This is a genomic window from Actinacidiphila glaucinigra, from assembly GCF_035918135.1.
GTDB classification, from domain to species: Bacteria; Actinomycetota; Actinomycetes; order Streptomycetales; family Streptomycetaceae; genus Actinacidiphila; species Actinacidiphila glaucinigra.
The window spans coordinates 6,526,777-6,544,730 of record NZ_CP109144.1; the positions used below are offsets into that span (position 1 = coordinate 6,526,777).

General features: G+C 71.1%; 14 protein-coding genes and 1 tRNA gene. 6 read left to right on the top strand and 9 right to left on the bottom strand.

The genetic code is table 11. From position 1 onward, the window contains the following. Positions 1-67 precede the first annotated feature (67 nt). A complete protein-coding gene (locus OIE69_RS29385) occupies positions 68-958 on the top strand; it encodes a DUF4184 family protein (RefSeq protein ID WP_326576919.1) in 891 nt (296 codons plus the stop codon). Here the strand turns inward: OIE69_RS29385 and polA are convergent. Then, complete coding sequence (polA, locus tag OIE69_RS29390) at positions 889-3,624, bottom strand: DNA polymerase I (RefSeq protein WP_326576920.1); 2,736 nt, start codon at positions 3,622-3,624, stop codon at positions 889-891. The two genes, OIE69_RS29385 and polA, sit on opposite strands and share 70 nt — an antisense overlap. Positions 3,625-3,691: 67 nt before the next feature. On the opposite strand from polA, the gene OIE69_RS29395 reads away from it, so the two are divergent. Both OIE69_RS29395 and OIE69_RS29400 read left to right on the top strand, forming a co-directional pair. Next, the gene (locus OIE69_RS29395) at positions 3,692-6,001 is read left to right on the top strand and encodes an FdhF/YdeP family oxidoreductase (RefSeq protein WP_326576921.1); all 2,310 of its coding nucleotides are present in this window, start codon (positions 3,692-3,694) and stop codon (positions 5,999-6,001) included. A gap of 56 nt (positions 6,002-6,057) precedes the next feature. Beyond that, positions 6,058-6,540, top strand: coding sequence for a hotdog fold thioesterase (locus OIE69_RS29400; protein WP_326576922.1), 483 nt, complete (start codon positions 6,058-6,060; stop codon positions 6,538-6,540). 75 nt (positions 6,541-6,615) lie between these two features. On the opposite strand, the gene OIE69_RS29405 is transcribed toward OIE69_RS29400, so the two are convergent. The 5 genes from OIE69_RS29405 to OIE69_RS29425 all read right to left on the bottom strand — a co-directional run bounded on the left by OIE69_RS29405 (position 6,616) and on the right by OIE69_RS29425 (position 11,884). Beyond that, positions 6,616-7,383 (bottom strand): ABC transporter ATP-binding protein, encoded by a 768-nt coding sequence (locus OIE69_RS29405; protein WP_326576923.1) that lies wholly within the window; start codon positions 7,381-7,383, stop codon positions 6,616-6,618. Further along, on the bottom strand, positions 7,380-8,297 hold the full coding sequence (locus OIE69_RS29410; RefSeq protein ID WP_326576924.1) for an ABC transporter ATP-binding protein: 918 nt from the start codon (positions 8,295-8,297) through the stop codon (positions 7,380-7,382). Before OIE69_RS29410 ends, OIE69_RS29405 begins: the two co-directional genes overlap by 4 nt. Positions 8,298-8,317: 20 nt before the next feature. Then, positions 8,318-9,688, bottom strand: a complete 1,371-nt coding sequence (locus OIE69_RS29415) for a branched-chain amino acid ABC transporter permease (protein ID WP_326576925.1) — start codon at positions 9,686-9,688, stop codon at positions 8,318-8,320. Then, positions 9,685-10,614 (bottom strand): branched-chain amino acid ABC transporter permease, encoded by a 930-nt coding sequence (locus OIE69_RS29420; protein WP_326576926.1) that lies wholly within the window; start codon positions 10,612-10,614, stop codon positions 9,685-9,687. The genes OIE69_RS29415 and OIE69_RS29420 overlap by 4 nt, the downstream gene beginning before the upstream one ends. A gap of 133 nt (positions 10,615-10,747) precedes the next feature. Continuing rightward, positions 10,748-11,884: a branched-chain amino acid ABC transporter substrate-binding protein gene (locus OIE69_RS29425; protein WP_326576927.1), complete on the bottom strand. Its 1,137-nt coding sequence runs from the start codon at positions 11,882-11,884 to the stop codon at positions 10,748-10,750. Between the two features lie 287 nt (positions 11,885-12,171). Here OIE69_RS29425 and OIE69_RS29430 point away from each other — a divergent pair, with 287 nt between their 5' ends. Further along, positions 12,172-12,720: a hypothetical protein gene (locus OIE69_RS29430; protein ID WP_326576928.1), complete on the top strand. Its 549-nt coding sequence runs from the start codon at positions 12,172-12,174 to the stop codon at positions 12,718-12,720. Between the two features lie 18 nt (positions 12,721-12,738). Here the strand turns inward: OIE69_RS29430 and OIE69_RS29435 are convergent, their stop codons facing one another. Further along, a complete protein-coding gene (locus OIE69_RS29435) occupies positions 12,739-13,365 on the bottom strand; it encodes an ANTAR domain-containing response regulator (RefSeq protein ID WP_326576929.1) in 627 nt (208 codons plus the stop codon). 99 nt (positions 13,366-13,464) lie between these two features. On the opposite strand from OIE69_RS29435, the gene OIE69_RS29440 reads away from it, so the two are divergent. Together OIE69_RS29440 and OIE69_RS29445 are read left to right on the top strand one after the other, a co-directional pair. Continuing rightward, positions 13,465-13,537 (top strand) — tRNA-Leu (locus OIE69_RS29440). 111 nt (positions 13,538-13,648) lie between these two features. Then, a complete protein-coding gene (locus tag OIE69_RS29445; RefSeq protein WP_326581445.1) occupies positions 13,649-14,386 on the top strand; it encodes a transcriptional regulator in 738 nt (245 codons plus the stop codon). On the opposite strand, the gene hrpB is transcribed toward OIE69_RS29445, so the two are convergent. Together hrpB and OIE69_RS29455 are read right to left on the bottom strand one after the other, a co-directional pair. Beyond that, positions 14,355-17,000 carry an ATP-dependent helicase HrpB gene (gene hrpB, locus OIE69_RS29450; protein WP_326576930.1) on the bottom strand — a complete coding sequence of 882 codons (2,646 nt, stop codon included), beginning with the start codon at positions 16,998-17,000 and terminating at the stop codon, positions 14,355-14,357. The two genes, OIE69_RS29445 and hrpB, sit on opposite strands and share 32 nt — an antisense overlap. Next, complete coding sequence (locus tag OIE69_RS29455) at positions 16,904-17,737, bottom strand: class I SAM-dependent methyltransferase (RefSeq protein ID WP_326576931.1); 834 nt, start codon at positions 17,735-17,737, stop codon at positions 16,904-16,906. Before OIE69_RS29455 ends, hrpB begins: the two co-directional genes overlap by 97 nt. Between the last annotated feature and the right edge of the window lie 217 nt (positions 17,738-17,954).

Sequence of the window (17,954 nt, forward strand, 5' to 3'; positions counted from 1 at the left end):
CCACCGTCCCGGACGTCGCATACTGATCGGACAGATGTGTTCCGGAAGAGGTTGCATGCCGTTCACGATGAGTCATGCGTTGGCAGTGCTGCCGGGTCTGCGGCAGGACCGCGCCGGCACCGTACGAGGACGCGGCCCGCTCGTCGCGGCGGCCCTCGTCGCCGGCTCCTTCGCCCCCGACGTGCCCTTCTTCGCCGATTCGCTGGTGCGGGGCCTGTTCGGCTACGGGCAGTTCACCCACGCCCCGCTCGGCGTCGCCCTCGTGGACCCGGTCATCGCCGCCGGGCTGGTGGGCGGCTGGGTGGTGCTGCGCGGCCCGCTGGTGGCCCTGCTGCCCGAGCACCGGCAGGCGGGGATCGCCGCCCTGGTGGGTGTCGGCGACCCGGTGCGGCCCTCGGCGCGCTCGGTCGCGGCCTTCTGGCTGTCGGCCGTGGCCGGGGCGACCACCCACGTGGTCTGGGACGCCTTCACCCACCCCGGGCGGTGGGGCGTGCGCCTGCTGCCCGTGCTCGACCACGAGGTGCACGGCACGGCCCTGCACAAGTACGTCCAGTACGGGAGCTCGGCCGTGGCGCTGGCCGTGCTGGGCTGGTACGGGCTGCGCGCCCTGAGGGCCGCGCCCGATGCGGCCGAAAAACGCCCCTCCCTCGTGCCCCGGCTCTCACGCCGGGCCCGGCGGCTCGCCCTGGCCGTCCTCGGCGCCACCACGGCCGCCGGGGCCGCCGTACGGGCGGAGCAGTGGTACGGGGCGACCGGCGACGCCGCCGGGATGATCCCGGCCGGACTGTTCGGCGCCGGAGCGGGACTCGCCCTGGCCGCCGCGACCTGCGCCGGCGCGGTGCACCTCACGCACCGCGCCGCCCGCCGCGACGGCAGGGGGACGCCCGGTCAGTGGGCCGCCGACTCCCAGTCCGGACCGACGCCCACGGAGACGTCCAGCGGCGCCCGCAACGGGTAGGCGGCCGCCATCTCGCGGCGGACCAGCTCCTCCACCGCGGCCCGCTCTCCGGGCGCGACCTCCACCACGATTTCGTCGTGCACCTGGAGCAGCAGCCGCGACCGCAGCCCCTCCTGCGCGAGTGCCGCGTCCACCTTCAGCATCGCGACCTTGACGATGTCGGCGGCCGAGCCCTGGATCGGCGCGTTGAGCGCCATCCGCTCGGCCATCTCGCGGCGCTGCCGGTTGTCGCTGGTGAGGTCCGGGAGGTAACGGCGGCGGCCCATCAGCGTCTCGGTGTAGCCCGTGACCCGGGCCTCCTCCACCACCCGCTGCAGATAGTCCCGCACGCCGCCGAACCGCTGGAAGTACGTCTCCATCAGGCCGCGCGCCTCAGCCGCCTCGATGCCCAGCTGCTGCGACAGGCCGAAGGCCGACAGCCCGTACGCCAGGCCGTACGACATCGCCTTGATCTTGCGGCGCATCTCGGCGTCCACCTGCTCCGGCAGCACCGAGAAGACATAGCTGCCGACGGTGGTGTGCAGATCCTCGCCGGAGTCGAAGGCCGCGATCAGCCCCTCGTCCTCCGAGAGGTGGGCCATCACCCGCAGTTCGATCTGGCTGTAGTCGGCGGTCAGCAGCGACTCGTAGCCCTCGCCGACCACGAAGCCGCGGCGGATCGCCCGGCCCTCGTCGGTGCGCACCGGCACGTTCTGCAAGTTGGGGTCGGTCGACGACAGGCGGCCCGTGGCGGCCACGATCTGGCTGAACGTGGTGTGGATCCGCCCGTCGGGAGCGATCGTCTTGACCAGCCCCTCGACCGTCACCCGCAGCTTCGCCTGCTCCCGGTGACGCAGCATGATCACCGGCAGCTCGTGCTCGGTCTGCGCCGCCAGCCACGCCAGCGCGTCCGCGTCGGTGGTGTAACCCGTCTTGGTCTTCTTCGTCTTGGGCAGCCCCAGCTCGCCGAAGAGCACCTCCTGGAGCTGCTTGGGCGAGCCCAGGTTGAACTCGTGCCCGACCGCGGCGTGCGCCTCCTTCACGGCGAGCTGCACCTCGCCCGCGAACCGCTGCTCCAGACGCTCCAGATGCTCGCGGTCCGCGGCGATGCCCGCCCGCTCCATCCGCGCCAGCAGCGCCGAGGTCGGCAGCTCCACCTCGCGCAGCAGCCGCAGCGCGCCGTCCTGCTCCAGCCGCGCGGCGAACGCGTCACCCAGGTCCAGCACGGTGCGCGCCTGGACCATCAGCGCCTCGGACTCGGCCTCGTCGTCGGCGCCGAAGGCCAACTGCCCGTCCTCGCCGCCCGCGGGGGCCAGCTCCCGCCCCAGGTACTCCACCGACAGGTCGTCCAGCGCGAACGAGCGGCGGCCGGGCTTCACCAGATACGCGGCCAGCGCCGTGCACATCGAGACCCCGTCCACGCTCCAGCCGTGCTCGGCGAGGACCCGCGTCACGTTCTTGGCGTTGTGCAGCACCTTCGGCCGCGCGCCGTCCGCCAGCCAGGCCGCGAAGGCCCGCTCGTCCTTCTCGTCCAGCGCCGCCGGGTCGAACCACGCCGCCGGGCCCTGCGCCGTCGCCAAAGCCACCTCGGACACGCTGCCCGCGCCCAGCGCCCACGCGTCGACCGTCGCCACGCCCAGCGGCCCGCCGGCGTGCTCCGCCAGCCAGTCGGCCAGCTCGCCCGCGGCCAGCACCCGGCCCTCGACGGCGACGCCGCCGGCGACCTCCTGCGTGCCCTGCTCCTCGGCGCCCGGGTCGGCCGCGTACAGCCGCTCCCGGAAGTTGGGGTGACGGAACTCCAGGGTGTCCAGCACGTCGTCGAGCGCGTCCCGGTCGTACGGCTGCCGTGCCAGCTGCTCCGGCCCGCACGGCAACTCCACGTCCCGCACGAGTTCCGTCAGCCGGCGGTTGAGCTTCACCGACTCCAGGTGAGCGCGCAGGTTGTCGCCCGCCTTGCCCTTCACCTCGTCCGCGCGCTCCGCGAGCTCCGCGAACGACCCGAACTGGTTGATCCACTTGGCGGCGGTCTTCTCGCCGACGCCCGGGATGCCGGGCAGATTGTCCGACGGGTCGCCGCGCAGCGCCGCGAAGTCCGGGTACTGCGCGGGGGTCAGCCCGTACTTCTCCTCGACCTTGCCCGGCGTGAACCGGGTCAGCTCGGAGACGCCCTTGGTCGGGTACAGCACCGTGACGTGGTCCGAGACGAGCTGGAAGGAGTCGCGGTCCCCGGTGACGATCAGCACCTCGTACCCCAGCGCCTCCGCCTGCGTGGCCAGCGTGGCGATCACGTCGTCCGCCTCGTAGCCCTCCGTGGCGAAGCGCTGCACGTGCATCGTGTCCAGCAGCTCACCGATCAGCGCCACCTGGCTGCGGAACTCGTCCGGCGTCGCGGACCGGGTCGCCTTGTACTCGGGGAACTCCTCCAGGCGCCACGTGCGCCGCGAGACGTCGAACGCGACCGCGAGATGCGTCGGCTGCTCGTCACGCAACGTGTTCGCCAGCATCGAAGCGAAGCCGTACACCGCGTTCGTGGGCTGGCCGGTGGTGGTGTTGAAGTTCTCCACGGGCAGCGCGTAGAAGGCCCGGTACGCCAGCGAATGCCCGTCCAGCAGGAGCAACCGGGGCCGCTCACCCCCCTGGGGTGCGGTGCCGGTCGCTGCGCTCGTCTTCTCTGCCTTTGCTGCCACGTCCCCGATCCTCCCACGCCCGACTGACACTGCCGGTCCGCAGCCTCGTCGTGGCAGGATCGAAGTCATGGCAGGCAAAGCACCCGCAGGCGACCCCGTCCAGGACGCACCCGAGGTCAGCGCCCCGCAGCACACCGCTGCCGGGCTCCCGGCCATCGGGCACACCCTCCGCATCGCGCAGCAGCAGATGGGAGTGCGCCGCACCGCGCTCACCCTCCTCAAGGTCAACCAGAAGGACGGGTTCGACTGTCCCGGCTGCGCCTGGCCCGAGCCGGAGCACCGGCACACCGCCGAGTTCTGCGAGAACGGCGCCAAGGCCGTCGCCGAGGAGGCGACCCTGCGCCGGGTCACCCCGGACTTCTTCGCCGCGCACCCCGTCGCCGACCTCGCCCGGCGCAGCGGCTACTGGCTGGGCCAGCAGGGCCGCCTCACCCAGCCCATGTACCTGCCCGACGGCGCCGACCACTACGAGCCCGTCCCCTGGGAGCGCGCCTTCGAGATCGTCGCGGACGAGCTGAACCGCCTGGCGGGCCCCGACGAGGCCGTGTTCTACACCTCCGGCCGCACCAGCAACGAGGCCGCGTTCCTCTACCAGCTCTTCGCCCGCGAGTTCGGCACCAACAACCTGCCCGACTGCTCCAACATGTGCCACGAGTCGTCCGGCTCCGCGCTCGCCGAGACCATCGGCGTCGGCAAGGGCAGCGTCCTGCTGGAGGACCTCTACCGCGCCGACCTGATCATCGTCGCCGGGCAGAACCCCGGCACCAACCACCCCCGCATGCTCTCCGCCCTGGAGAAGGCCAAGGCGAGCGGCGCCAAGATCGTCACGGTCAACCCGCTGCCCGAGGCCGGCCTGCAGCGCTTCAAGAACCCGCAGACCCCCAAGGGCCTGGCCGGCGGCGGCACCCCGCTCGCCGACCTCTTCCTGCAGATCCGGCTCGGCGGCGACCAGGCCCTCTTCCGCGCACTCAACAAGGCGCTCCTGGAGGCCGAGGACCAGGCGCCCGGCACCGTGCTCGACCAGGCCTTCATCGCCGGCCACACCCACGGCTTCGAGGAGTGCGCCGCCGCCGCCCGCGCCACCGGCGCCGAAGAGGTGCTGCGCGCCACCGGGCTGCCGCAGTCCGAGATCGACGAGCTCCTCGCCATGGTGCTCGGCGCCAAGAGCGTCATCGTCTGCTGGGCGATGGGCCTCACCCAGCACAAGCACTCCGTGCCCACCATCAAGGAGGTCGTCAACTTCCTCCTCCTGCGCGGCAACATCGGCCGTCCCGGCGCCGGCGTGTGCCCCGTGCGCGGCCACAGCAACGTCCAGGGCGACCGCACCATGGGCATCTACGAGAAGCCCGCACCCGCCTTCCTCGACGCCCTGGAGAAGGAGTTCGGCTTCGCCCCGCCCCGTGAGCACGGCCTGGACACCGTCGCCGCCATCCGCGCCCTGCGCGACGGCGGCGCCAAGGTCTTCTTCGCCATGGGCGGCAACTTCGTCGCCGCCTCACCCGACACGGACGTCACGGAGGCGGCCATGCGCCGCGCCGGCCTCACCGTTCACGTGTCCACCAAGCTCAACCGCTCCCACGTGGTCACCGGCGCCCGTGCCCTGATCCTGCCCACGCTCGGCCGCACCGAAAGGGACGTCCAGGCGACCGGCGAGCAGTTCGTCACCGTCGAGGACTCCATGGGCATGGTGCACGCCTCACGCGGCGGCCTGGAGCCCGCGGGCCCCCTGCTGATGTCGGAGCCGGCCATAATCTGCCGCCTCGCCCGTGCCGTCCTCGGCCCGGACAGCCGGGTGCCCTGGGAGGAGCTCGAGGTCGACTACGACCGGATCCGCGACCGCATCTCCCGGGTGGTCCCCGGATTCGACGACTTCAACGTCAAGGTGCGCCGCCCCGGCGGCTTCACCCTCCCGCACGCCCCGCGCGACTCCCGCAGCTTCCCCACCGCCACCGGGCTGGCCAACTTCACCGCCGCCCCCCTGGAGTACCCGCGCGTGCCCGAGGGCCGGCTGCTGCTGCAGACGCTGCGCTCGCACGACCAGTACAACACCACCATCTACGGCCTCGACGACCGCTACCGCGGCATCAAGGGCGGCCGCCGCGTCGTCCTGGTCCACCCCGACGACGCCGCCGCCCTCGGCTTCGCCGACGGCGCCTACACCGACCTCGTCAGCGAGTGGACGGACGGCACCGAACGCCGCGCCGAGGGCTTCCGGGTGGTCCACTACCCGACGGCCCGCGGCTGCGCCGCCGCCTACTACCCGGAGACCAACGTGCTGGTCCCGCTCGACCACACCGCCGACACCAGCAACACCCCGGCCTCCAAGTCCGTCGTCGTCCGGCTGGAACGGACCACCCCGGTCGGCGGTCCCCACTGACCGTCCGGTAGAAAACGGGCCAGTACACCGAACGACGACGATCGGAGCCACCGTCCATGGGCGAGCAGACCACCACCAGCCTTTTCTCCCCGGAGGTCATCGAGCAGTACGCCGGTCTCGGCGTCGACCTGGTGGCGCTCTTCTCCGCCGGCGACCTCGGCTCCCGCATGGGCGTCGAGATCGTCGAGGCGACCGCGGAGCGCGTCGTGGGCACCATGCCCGTCGAGGGGAACACCCAGCCCTACGGGCTGCTCCACGGCGGCGCCTCCGCCGTTCTGGCGGAGACCATCGGGTCCATCGGCGCCATGCTGCACGGCGGCCCCGGCAAGATCGCCGTCGGGGTCGACCTCAACTGCACCCACCATCGGGGCCTGCGCTCCGGCAAGGTGACCGGGGTCGCCACCCCCGTCCACCGCGGCCGCTCGTCCGCGACCTACGAGATCGTCATCAGCGACGAGCAGGACCGCCGGGTCTGCTCCGCCCGCCTCACCTGCATGCTGCGCCCGGCCACCCCGGCCGCCCCCGGTGCCGCGGGCTGACCCCCACCCCGGCACACACGAAGAACCGTCCCCGGAAGTCTCCGGGGACGGTTCTTCGTACGGACTCACCGGCCGCTACGCGGCGCCCTCACCCAGGTACGCCGCACGCACCCGCGGATCGGACAGCAGACGCGACGCCTCGTCCTCCATGACGATCGAGCCCGTCTCCATGACGTAACCGCGGTCCGCCAGCTGCAGCGCCTGGGAGGCGTTCTGCTCCACCAGCAGCACCGTGGTGCCCTGGTCGTTGATCTCCTTGATGATCTCGAAGATCTGCTGGACGATCAGCGGCGCCAGACCCATCGACGGCTCGTCGAGCAGCAGCAGGTTCGGCCGGCCCATCAGCGCCCGGCCGATGGCCAGCATCTGCTGCTCACCGCCGGACAGGGTGCCCGCCAGCTGCGTACGCCGCTCCGCCAGACGCGGGAAGAGATCGAGCACCCGCTCCAGGTCGTCCTTGGGGACGCCCTTGAAGCGGTACGCACCCATCTCCAGGTTCTCCAGCACGGTCATCACCGGGAAGACCCGACGGCCCTCCGGGGACTGGCCGATGCCGAGCTCCACGACCTTGTGCGAGGGAACGCCGTCGATGCGCTCCCCGCCGAGGCGCACCTCGCCGTGGCGGGGGTGCAGCAGACCGGAGATCGTGCGCAGGGTGGTGGTCTTGCCGGCGCCGTTCGCGCCGAGCAGCGCCACGACCTCACCCTGCCGGACGGTCACATTGATGCCCCTGAGCGCCTGGATGGCGCCGTAGAACACCTGCAGGTCGACCAGCTCCAGCATCGCCGGAGCCACAGCGACGCCGGAATCCGGCGCCTTGTCGACGTTGGCGGCCTCGGTCATCGGCCCTCCTCCTCGGACTCGCGCGGCGCGGGGACCTCGGGAGCCTCCGGCGCCTCGGCCGAGTGATGCGACTCCACGATCTCCACCATCTCCGCGACGGCCTCCACGGCCTCCTCGTCGGCCGAACCCAGGTACGCCTCGATCACCGCGGGATCGCGCTGCACGTCCTCGGGCAGCCCCTCGGCGATCACCTTGCCGAAGTTCAGCACCATGACCCGGTCCGCCACCGACATCACGAGCTTCATGTCGTGCTCGATCAGCAGCACGCTGACGCCCAGGTCCTGGTTGATCCGGCGGATCAGCTGCTCCAGCTCCAGCTTCTCCGTCGGGTTCGTACCGGCCGCGGGCTCGTCCAGCAACAGCACCTTCGGGTCGGTCGCCAGCGCCCGTGCGATCTCCAGGCGCCGCTGGTCACCGTAGGAAAGACTGGCGGCCAGCTCATTGTGCTTGCCCGACAGACCCACGTACGACAGCAGGTCCTGCGCCCGCTTGTCGCTGGCCTTCTCGTCCCGGCGCGCCCACGGCATGCCCAGCATGATCGAGATCGCTCCCGACTTCTGCCGCGACTCCGCCGCGATCTTGACGTTCTCCAGCGCCGTCAGCGCCGCGAACAGGCGGATGTTCTGGTATGTACGGGCCACGCCGTACCGGTTCACCAGGTACGGCTTGGTGCCCAGCAGCTTGCGCTCCGCACCACCCTCCTCGTGGAAGGTGATCGCGCCCTCCTGCGGGACGTACACGCCCGTCAGGGAGTTGAACAGCGAGGTCTTGCCGGCGCCGTTCGGGCCGATCACCGCGAGGATCTCGCCCCGCTGCATCGTCAGGTTGACGTCCGACAGGCTGGTGAGACCACCGAACCGCAGCGTCACACCGCGGGCCTGCAGCACCGTCCCGGCGGTCTGCGCGGGCTGCACGCCCGCATCCTTCACCGCGTTCACGACTTCACGCCTCCCGTCGGCTCGGTCATCGCATCGGCATCACCGATGCCCGCCTCCGCCATGTGCAGCTCGCGCTGCCTGCGGCGGGAGGGGATCACACCCTGCGGACGGAAGATCATCATGATGACGAGCAGCGCACCCAGGTAGATGAAGCGATCCGCCGGCGGCACGTAGTCCTTGAGCGCGTTCGGCAGCCACACGAGCAGCGCCGCACCGAACAGCACGCCCGGAAGCGAGCCCATGCCGCCGAAGACCACGTAGGCCAGCGCGAGAACCGACCACACGATGGTGAAGTTCTCCGGGTTGATGAAGCCGACCTTGCTCGCGTACACCACGCCCGCCAGACCCGAGGTCGACGCACCGATGGCGAACGCCAGCAGCTTGTACCGCACCGTGTTGATGCCGGTCGCGGCGGCCGCCACCTCGTCCTCGCGGATCGCCGTCCAGGTGCGGCCGATGCGCGAGTGCTCCAGGCGGCTGTACAGGAAGATCAGCAACGCCAGGAAGAACAGCAGCAGATACCAGTACGGCAGCGGGTCGAACGTGTGCCACACATAGTTGATCGGGCCGATGTGGATCTCGGGGCTCGGGATGCCGAAGGCACCGCGGGTGCCGCCGGTGAAACCGTCCGAGTTCTTCGCGACCAGGTACACGATCTCGTGGAAGCCCAGGGTCACGATCGCCAGGTAGTCGCCGCGCAGCCGCAGCGTCGGGCCGCCCAGCAGCACACCCGCGATCAGACAGGTCGCGATCGCGAACGGGATCGACTCCAGCGCGCCCACCGTGAACGGCGGCTTCACCGGCATGTGCCCGGTCCAGTACGCGCAGGAGTACGCGCCGATCGCGTAGAAGGCGATGAAACCCAGGTCCAGCAGACCGGCCCAGCCGACCACCACGTTCAGGCCGACCGCGATGATCATGTAGATGCCCATCTGGCTGACCAGGATCTCCTGCCACTCCACCGAGGAGTTGGCGGGGACCACGATGGCCAGGACCAGCAGAACGGCCAGCGAGGCCAGCTTCAGCCAGCGATTGGAGGCATACGCCTGCTTCGCCGGGGCGGTCGCCTGCGAGATGCCCGACGTCGCCTTGCGGACCACGGCACGCGCGGGAGCACCGAACTCGGCCAGCGCCCACACGGCCACCATGATCGCCAGACAGATCCACAGCCGCGCCGACTCGAACGCACCCGTGAAGGCTGACAGCTTCTCCGCAGGATTGCCGTCGGCACCCGTCATCAGGGCCAGCCCGTAGCCCAGCATCAGCATGCCGAACAGCCGGACCCAGCGGGGCTCCTGGTACCAGGAGCGCCGGCGCAGCTTGGCCACGTCGACCGAGAAGGGCTTGGAAGCGCTCATGTCACTCATGCCGACCTCCCCAGACGCTCGCCCATGATGCCCGTCGGACGGAACATCAGCACCAGGATCAGGACCACGAACGCCGTCACGTCGATCCACTCGGTGCCGAAGACGGGGGAGCTCAGGTTCTCGACGATGCCCAGCAGCAGACCGCCGACCATCGCGCCCCGGATGTTGCCGATACCGCCCAGCACCGCCGCCGCGAAGGCCTTGATGCCCGGCAGGAAGCCCACCGTGAACCAGACCTGGCCCGAGATGCCGAAGCCGTACAGGAAGCCGGCCGCGCCACCGAGCAGGCCGCCGATAATGAACGTACGGGAGATGATCTTGTCGATGTCCACACCCATCAGGCCGGCCGTCTCCGCGTCCTGCGCGACGGCCCGGATGCCCGCACCCATCTTCGTGCGGTTCACCACCATGTCCAGGCCGATCATCATCGCGACCGCGGAACCGATGATGATCAACTGAGTGATCTTCACCGGGGTGCCGAAGACGCTGAAGACCTCACCGTTGGTGTACAGCTCCGGCATCGGCACGGGGTTGCGGCCCCACAGCTTGCCCGCCAGGTTGTACAGGAAGAACGACGCGCCGATGGCGCTGATCAGGAAGACCAGCTTCGGGGCGTTGCGCTTGCGCAGCGGCTTGTACGCCGCCTTCTCCAGACCGAACGCCGTCAGCGCTCCGACCAGAGCGCCGGCGATCATGCCGACGATCACCCAGACCACGGAGGTGAATCCGTGAGGACTCTCGGGGGCGAGCTCCGACAGAACGACGAGCGAGCCGAAGCCGCCCATCATGAAGACCTCGCTGTGCGCGAAGTTGATGAGCTGGAGCACGCCGTAGACGAGGGTGTACCCGATCGCGATGACGGCGTACATGGACCCCGTCGTCAGACCTGGGATGAAGTAATCCCAGAAGTTGTGGAAGAGATTCATCGTGCGTGGGAATCCTTGCTGAAGCCGGTGAAGGGCGGCGAAATCGCGTCCGACACAGCGGTGGGGAGCGCGGGGCGGCGGCCCGAACCGATGCCGCGCCCCACACCCCCCACCTCAGATGCCGGTTGCCGGATCAGCCGTTGCTGAGGGTGGCCACGTCACCCAGGTAACCGATCTTGCCGTCCGTGACCTTGTACAGGTACACGTTCTTGATCTTCAGCTCGCCCTTGTCGTCGAAGGCGAACTCCTTCGTCAGGCCCTTGTAGTTGACGGCCTTCAGCGCCGCCAGCAGCTTGTCGCGCGTGACGTCCTTGCCGAGCTTCTTCATCTCGGAGATGACGAGGTTGCCGATGTCGTACGACTCGGCCGAGTAGGTGCCCGGAGGAGTGTTGAACTTCGCGGTGTACGCCTCGGTGAACGCCTTGGTGCTCTCGTTCGCCGTCGCGTCGGTGCACGGGCAGGTCAGCAGCCAGTTGTTCGCCGCGTTGCCGGCCAGCTCGACGAACTTCGCGTCGTTGGAGCCGTCACCCGAGATGCCGATGCCCTTGTAGCCGCCGTCGGCCAGCTTCTTCGCGAACGGCGCCAGGTCGGCGTAGTAACCCGCGTAGATCAGCGCGTCGGGCTTGGCGTTGACGACCTTGGTCGCCGCGGCCGTGTAGTCCGGGGTCTTCGCCGGAACGCTGTCCGTCACCACGGTGACGCCCGCGTCCTTGAGGCTCTTGACCGCGACCTCGGCCAGGCCGACGCCGTACTCGCTCTTGTCGTCGATGACGAAGACCTTCTTGGCCTTCTCCTTCTTCGACAGGTACTCGGCCATGCCGGCGCCCTGCTCGTTGTCGTTCGGCGCGCCGCGCAGGAACGAGGTGAAACCGAGCGACGTCAGACCCGGGTTGGTCGCCGACGGCGACACCGCGGCGAGCTGCGCCTGCGCGTACAGCTGACCCGAGGCCTTGGTCGGACCCGAGAAGGCCGGGCCGACGACCGCGACGACGGACTTGTCGCCGATGAGCTTCTGGGCCGCCGCGGGCGCCTGGTCCGGCAGACCCTGGTCGTCGCCGTCCACGACCTTCAGCGTGAAGGGCAGGTCGCCCTTCTTGTTGGCCTCGTCCACGGCCAGCTTCAGACCGTTGTTCTCGTTGATGCCCAGCGCGCTGTTGTCGCCGGACAGCGGGCCCTGGAAGCCGATGGAGAAGGTCGGCTTGCCACCGCCACTGCTGTTGTCGTCCTTGCCGCCACCGCATGCGGTGAGCGCGAGAGCGCCAACTGCCATCGGAATAGCAAACTTGACGAGCTTCTTGTTGAGCACTACGACCCCCTGAGCCGCCCAATGAACCTGTCGGCGGGCCGTAGGCCCTCCGGATTGCGACCGCGTGAACATCACGCGGGTTGGCGGGAATGTAATCCGCTGATCAGGCACACAGATAGGTCGTAGGAAGATATGTGATCGGACGGTGACCTGGGTCATGTGCCGGAAACAGAACGGTCCTTACCGGTAACCGGACGACCCCTGGGGGAGAGATGCAGTCAAAGGTCCGATTTGGCGGCCTTGTGCGACGGGTGGCCTCCCGGCCCCTCGCGACCGTGCTGGCCGGAGCGCTCGCCGGGGCCACGGTAGCGGCCCTCGTCGCCGCGGCGATATGGCCACACCCTTCCCCGCCCGCGACCGGCCAACCCCTCCGTCAGCTCGAAATCCCCCTCGACGCACCCGCCGTCAAGGCGGGGAACCTCGAATTCCGCGCCCTCGCCCTGCGCTGCGGTATCGCCGTCATCGTCGGCACCCACGCCGAACACCCCGCCAAGGGCCGTCTCTGTCGCGTCCGCCTCGCCGTCACCGTCGACGACTCCGTCAGCGCACGCCTCGACAACGACCTCCACCGGCTCGTCCTCGCCGACGGCAGCAGGCACTCCATGGACTGGGAGGCCATGCAGATCAAGCGCCAGCCCCTCATCATCGACATCGGCGCCCACGACAGCGCCGAGTACGACCTGTGGTTCGACATCCCCCGCGACGCCGCCGTCGACCACCTCGCCGTCACCAACGACAAAGGGATGCCCGCATCGGACATCCCTCTGCCATCGCGTGACTGGCCCGACCGCTCGGCCTGAACCGCTCCCCGGCCGACGCTACTTGGCGCCGCCGTCCACCTCGTCCAGCACGGCCTGCGCCACCGCCTGCATCGTCATGCGGCGGTCCATCGACGTCTTCTGGATCCACCGGAACGCGGCCGGCTCCGTCAGCCCGTACTTCGTCTGCAGGACGCTCTTGGCCCGGTCCACCAGCTTCCGGGTCTCCAGCCGCAGACTCAGGTCCGCGATCTCCTCCTCCAGGGCCCGCAGCTCCGTGAAGCGCGACACCGCCATCTCGATCGCGGGCACGACGTCGCTCTTGCTGAAGGGCTTCACCAGGTAGGCCATGGCGCCCGCGTCCCGGGCCCGCTCCACCAGCTCGCGCTGCGAGAAGGCGGTCAGCATCAGCACCGGCGCGATCTTCTCCTTGGCGATCCGCTCCGCGGCCGAGATCCCGTCCAGCACGGGCATCTTCACGTCCAGGATCACCAGGTCCGGCCGCAACTCCTCGGCGAGCTTCACGGCGGTCTCGCCGTCCCCCGCCTCACCGACGACGGAGTAGCCCTCCTCCTCGAGCATCTCTTTCAGGTCGAGCCTGATCAGAGCCTCGTCCTCGGCGATCACCACGCGGGTGGTCTGCGGCGGTACGTGCGACTGCTCGTCAACGGGCTCGGCGGCGCTCACGGGACTCCTCGTTCCAGGGCAGGTGCTGCCCCAAGAGCCTACCTATCTCCGGTATGTTTAGGACACGGAGGGTATACGCTAGCCTTCGCTTCAAAGGAAGCCCCGGTAGCCCAGCGGTAGAGGCAATGGTCTCAAACACCATATAGCGTGGGTTCGAATCCCACCCGGGGTACTCCGCCTTCAAATTCAAGGCGTTTATCACTCGGAGCGATCTTCACTGAGTCGAGTGAGCGACAGTGGATTCCCGGTCGCGCGTGGCAGGAATCACGCCAAGGTCGACCATGTGTACGACCTGGAAACGCGCCGCCGGACTCTCGCACTTCTCGCCGAGGGCCGAAGCCTCAAGTCCGTGAGCCGGATGACCGGTATATCCCGTTCCGTCATGCGCGGCTGGCGCACCCGCATCGAACCCGCACGGAGCGGCACCGACTGCACCGGCCGTGCCTCGGGCCCCGCCTACGCCTATCTGCTCGGCCGCTACCTCGGCGACGGCTGCATCAGCCCCCAGCCGCGCGGCGGCCACGCCCTGCGCATCGCCTGCGCGGACGCCTGGCCCGGGCTGATCGACGCGTGCGAGGAGGCCATGAGGGCCGCACGGCCCGGGAACTCCGTGTGCCGCGCCCACACCCAGGGCTGCACCATGGTCACGTCGTACAGCGACCACTGGCCCTGCCTGTTCCCCCAGCACGGACCCGGCAGGAAGCACGAGCGCCGCATCGTCCTGGAGCCCTGGCAACAGGATGTCGTCGACGAGCACCCCTGGGACTTCCTGCGCGGGCTCGTCCGTTCCGACGGAAGCCGGGTCGTGAACCGGGTCACCCGGACCGTGACGGGCGAGACGAGGCGGTACGAGTACCCGCGCTACTTCTTCACCAACAGGTCCGACGACATCCGGCGCCTGTGCACCGACACGCTCGACGCCCTCGGCGTCGCCTGGAGGCAGGCCAACGCCTGCAACATCTCCGTCGCACGCCGGGAGGCGGTCGCGCTCATGGACCGCTACGTCGGTCCGAAGCATTGAGCCGGGCGCTGGTGTGCCGGGTGGCGACCGCCGTCGTGGGGTCCTCGGGCCAGGGGTGCCTGGGGTAGCGGCCGCGGAGTTCCGCGCGCACCGCGCGGTAGCCGTCGCGCCAGAACGAGGCGAGGTCGGCGGTGACGGCGGCGGGACGGCCGGCGGGGGAGAGCAGGTGGACGAGGAGGGGGACGCGGCCGCCGGCGATGCGGGGGGTGGCGGTCCAGCCGAAGAGTTCCTGGAGCTTGGCGGCGAGGACGGGGCGGTCGTCGTCGTAGGAGACGCGGATCTTGGAGCCGGAGGGGATCTCCAGGCGTTCCGGGGCGAGTTCGTCGAGGCGGGCGGCTTCGCCGGTGGCCCAGGGCAGGAGGCGGCCCAGGGCGGTGGCGGCGTCGGCGCGGGCGAGGTCGGCTCGGCGGCGGGCGGTGGCGAGTTCGGGGGCGAGCCACTCGTCCGCGCGGGAGAGCAGGGCCTCGTCGGAGACGTCGGGCCAGGGGGTGCCGATCTCGCGGTGGAGGAAGGCGAGACGCAGGCGCAGGGTGTCGGCGTCGCGGGTCCACCTCAGCAGGCGGGGTCCTTCGCGGCGGAGGCCGTCGAGGAGGGCGGTGCGCAGTTGTGCGGGGTCGGGGTGGGCGAGGGGGCGCGTGGTGAGGGTGATCGCGCCGAGCCTGGCGGCGTGGTGGGCGGTGACGTCGCCGTCGGTCCAGGTGACCTCGTCGGTCTCGGTGAGCAGGGGTGCGGCGGCGGTGCGGGCGGTGTCCTCGTCGATGACGGCGGCCAGGCGTACGCGGGCGGAGGGGGAGCCTGCGGGGCGGTCGGCGACGGCGACGGCGAGCCACTGGGGGGTGCCGAGGCGTGTGCCGTCGGCGAGTTCGGCGGCGGTGCCGGAGGCCATCAGGTAGCCGGTGCCACTACCGGTGCCGCGGCGGCGGGCGACGCGTTCGGGGAAGGCGAGTGCGGTGACGAGGCCGGCGGCGGTGTCGTCGGTGAGCGCGGTGGCGGGGTGGTCGGGGGCCGCGGCGGCGAGGCGGCGGGCTTCGCGGCGCCAGCGGTCGGCGTGGGCGTCGTGGGCGCGGCGGGCGGTGCGCCAGGCCGCGGCGAGGTCGTCGCCGTGGTCGCGCGGGGGCTGCTCGGAGAGGAGGGCGACGATGTCGGCGGCGCGGCGGGTGCCGGTGCGGGGGGCGCCGTCGAGGAGCGCGCGGGCGAGGCGGGGGTGGAGCCCGATGCGGGCCATGCGGTCGCCGCGGTCGGTGGTGCGGCCGTCGGGGCGGAGGGCGCCGATGGCGGTGAGGACGTCGTGGGCGGCGGCGAGGGCGCCGGGCGGGGGCGGGTCGAGGAGGGCGAGCCCGGAGGCGTCGGGGTCGCCCCATGCGGCGGCCTGGAGGGCGAAGGGGGTGAGGTCGGCGACGGTGATCTCGGGGGAGGGGAAGCGGGGCCGGCCGGTGTCCTCGGCCTCGTTCCAGCAGCGGTAGGCGGTGCCGGGGGCTTCCCGTCCGGCGCGTCCGGCGCGCTGGGTGGCGGTGGCGAGGGAGGCCCGGACGGTGGTGAGGGAGCCGAGTCCGCGGGCGTGGTCGGTGCGGGGTTCGCGGGCGAGCCCGGAGTCCACGACGACGCGGACGCCGGGGACGGTGAGGCTGGACTCGGCGACGGAGGTGGCGAGGACGACGCGGCGCCGGGCGCCGTCGCCGCCGCGGAGCACGGCGTCCTGGACGGAGGCGGGTGCCTGGCCGTGGAGTTGGAGGACCTCGGCGCCGATGTCGCCGAGCAGGCCCGCGACGCGGGCGATCTCGCCGGTGCCGGGGAGGAAGCACAGGACATCGCCGTCGCCGGTGCGCAGCGCGGTGCGGACGGTGGCGGCGACATGGTCGAGGAACGCGGGGTCGACGCGCATGCCGTGCGGGGGGCGGGTGCCGTGCGGTGGGGGTGCGTGGGTGACGGCCACGGGGTGCATGTGTCCCCGGGCGTGGACGACGGGCGCGTCGCCGAGCAGCCGTGACCAGGCGTCGGCGTCGGTGGTGGCGGAGGCGGCGACGATGCGCAGGTCGGGGCGGAGGGCGGCGCGTACGTCGAGCAGGAAGGCCATGGCGGTGTCGGCGTCGAGGTGGCGTTCGTGGCACTCGTCGAGGAGGACGGTGGTGGTGCCGGGGAGTTCCTGGTCGCGCTGGAGCCGCTGGAGGAGGACACCGGTGGTGACGACCTCGACGACGGTGCGGGGAGAGACCTTGCGGTCACCGCGGACGGTGTGGCCGACGAGGCCGCCCGGTTCCTCGCCGAGCAGCCAGGCCATGCGGCGGGCGGCGGCCTTGGCGGCCATGCGGCGCGGTTCCGCGACCACGACGGTCCGGGTGGGCCGGTCGTCGAGCAGCCCGGCGAGGGCGAGCGGGACGAGAGTGGTCTTGCCGGTGCCGGGCGGGGCGGCGAGGACGGCGCACCCGTGGCCGTCGAGCGCGCCGTGGAGGGCGGGCAGGGCGGTGCGCACCGGGAGGGCGGCGAGGGCGTCCTCCCGCGGTCGCGCGGGGCGGGGAGTCACGGGGCGACGCAGACGAAGATCGCGGTGCCGGGGATGACGCGGCCGCGCTGCGGGGACCAGCCGCCCCACTCCGCGGTGTTCCAGGCGGGCCATTCGGGTTCGACGAGGTCGACGAGACGGAAGCCGGCGGCGCTGAGTTCGCGGACGCGGTCGCCGAGGGTGCGGTGGTGTTCGACGTAGACGGCGTGCCCGTTCTCGTCCTGTTCGACGTAGGGGGTGCGGTCGAAGTAGGAGGCGGAGGCGGTGAGTCCCTCGGGGCCGGGTTCGTCGGGGAAGGCCCAGCGGACGGGGTGGGTGACGGAGAAGACCCAGCGGCCGCCGGGGCGCAGGACGCGCCGGACCTCGCGCATGACGTGGGCGGTGTCGGCGATGAAGGGGAGGGCGCCGTAGGCGGAGCAGGCGTGGTCGAAGGAGGCGTCGGCGAAGGGGAGGACGCCGGCGTCGGCCTGTACGAGAGGGAAGGGGCTGTGGCCGTCGTCGATGCGGCGGGCGTGCTGGAGCTGGCGGTGGGAGAGGTCGAGGGCGACAGGCCGGGCGCCGTGCGCGGCGAGCCAGCGGGAGCACTGGGCCGCGCCGGCGCCGATCTCCAGGATGCGGGCGCCGTCGAGGCCGGCGGTGGGTCCGAGGAGGTGGAGTTCGTCCTCGGTTGCTCCTTCCGGGCCCCATACGAAATCGGAGTCGCCGAGGAACTCCCCGTGGTCGCTCTGGTACTCGTCCGCGTTGCGGTCCCACCATCCGCGGTTGGCTCGGCTGCTCTCCGTGTCGTCGGCGACACGGCGCGTGGCCTCGGGTTCTTCGGGGGCTGGCCGGGGGGCCGGTGCTTGGATCATCGCGCTGGTCGTCGTACCCTCTGTGGTGACCTGTGGCTGCGGTGTCACCGCAGCACGTCTATGTGCCAGTGCCCGGTACGGGGTGTTACGCCCGTGGTGTGCTCTTCGTGCATTGACCGTGCCCGGCTGCCCCCGTATGCTACAAGTTGCGCTGCGAGCCTGCGCGCCTCGGACGGAGCAGGCTGCGCTCACATCTGTTGTACCTCTCGGCCTTGTG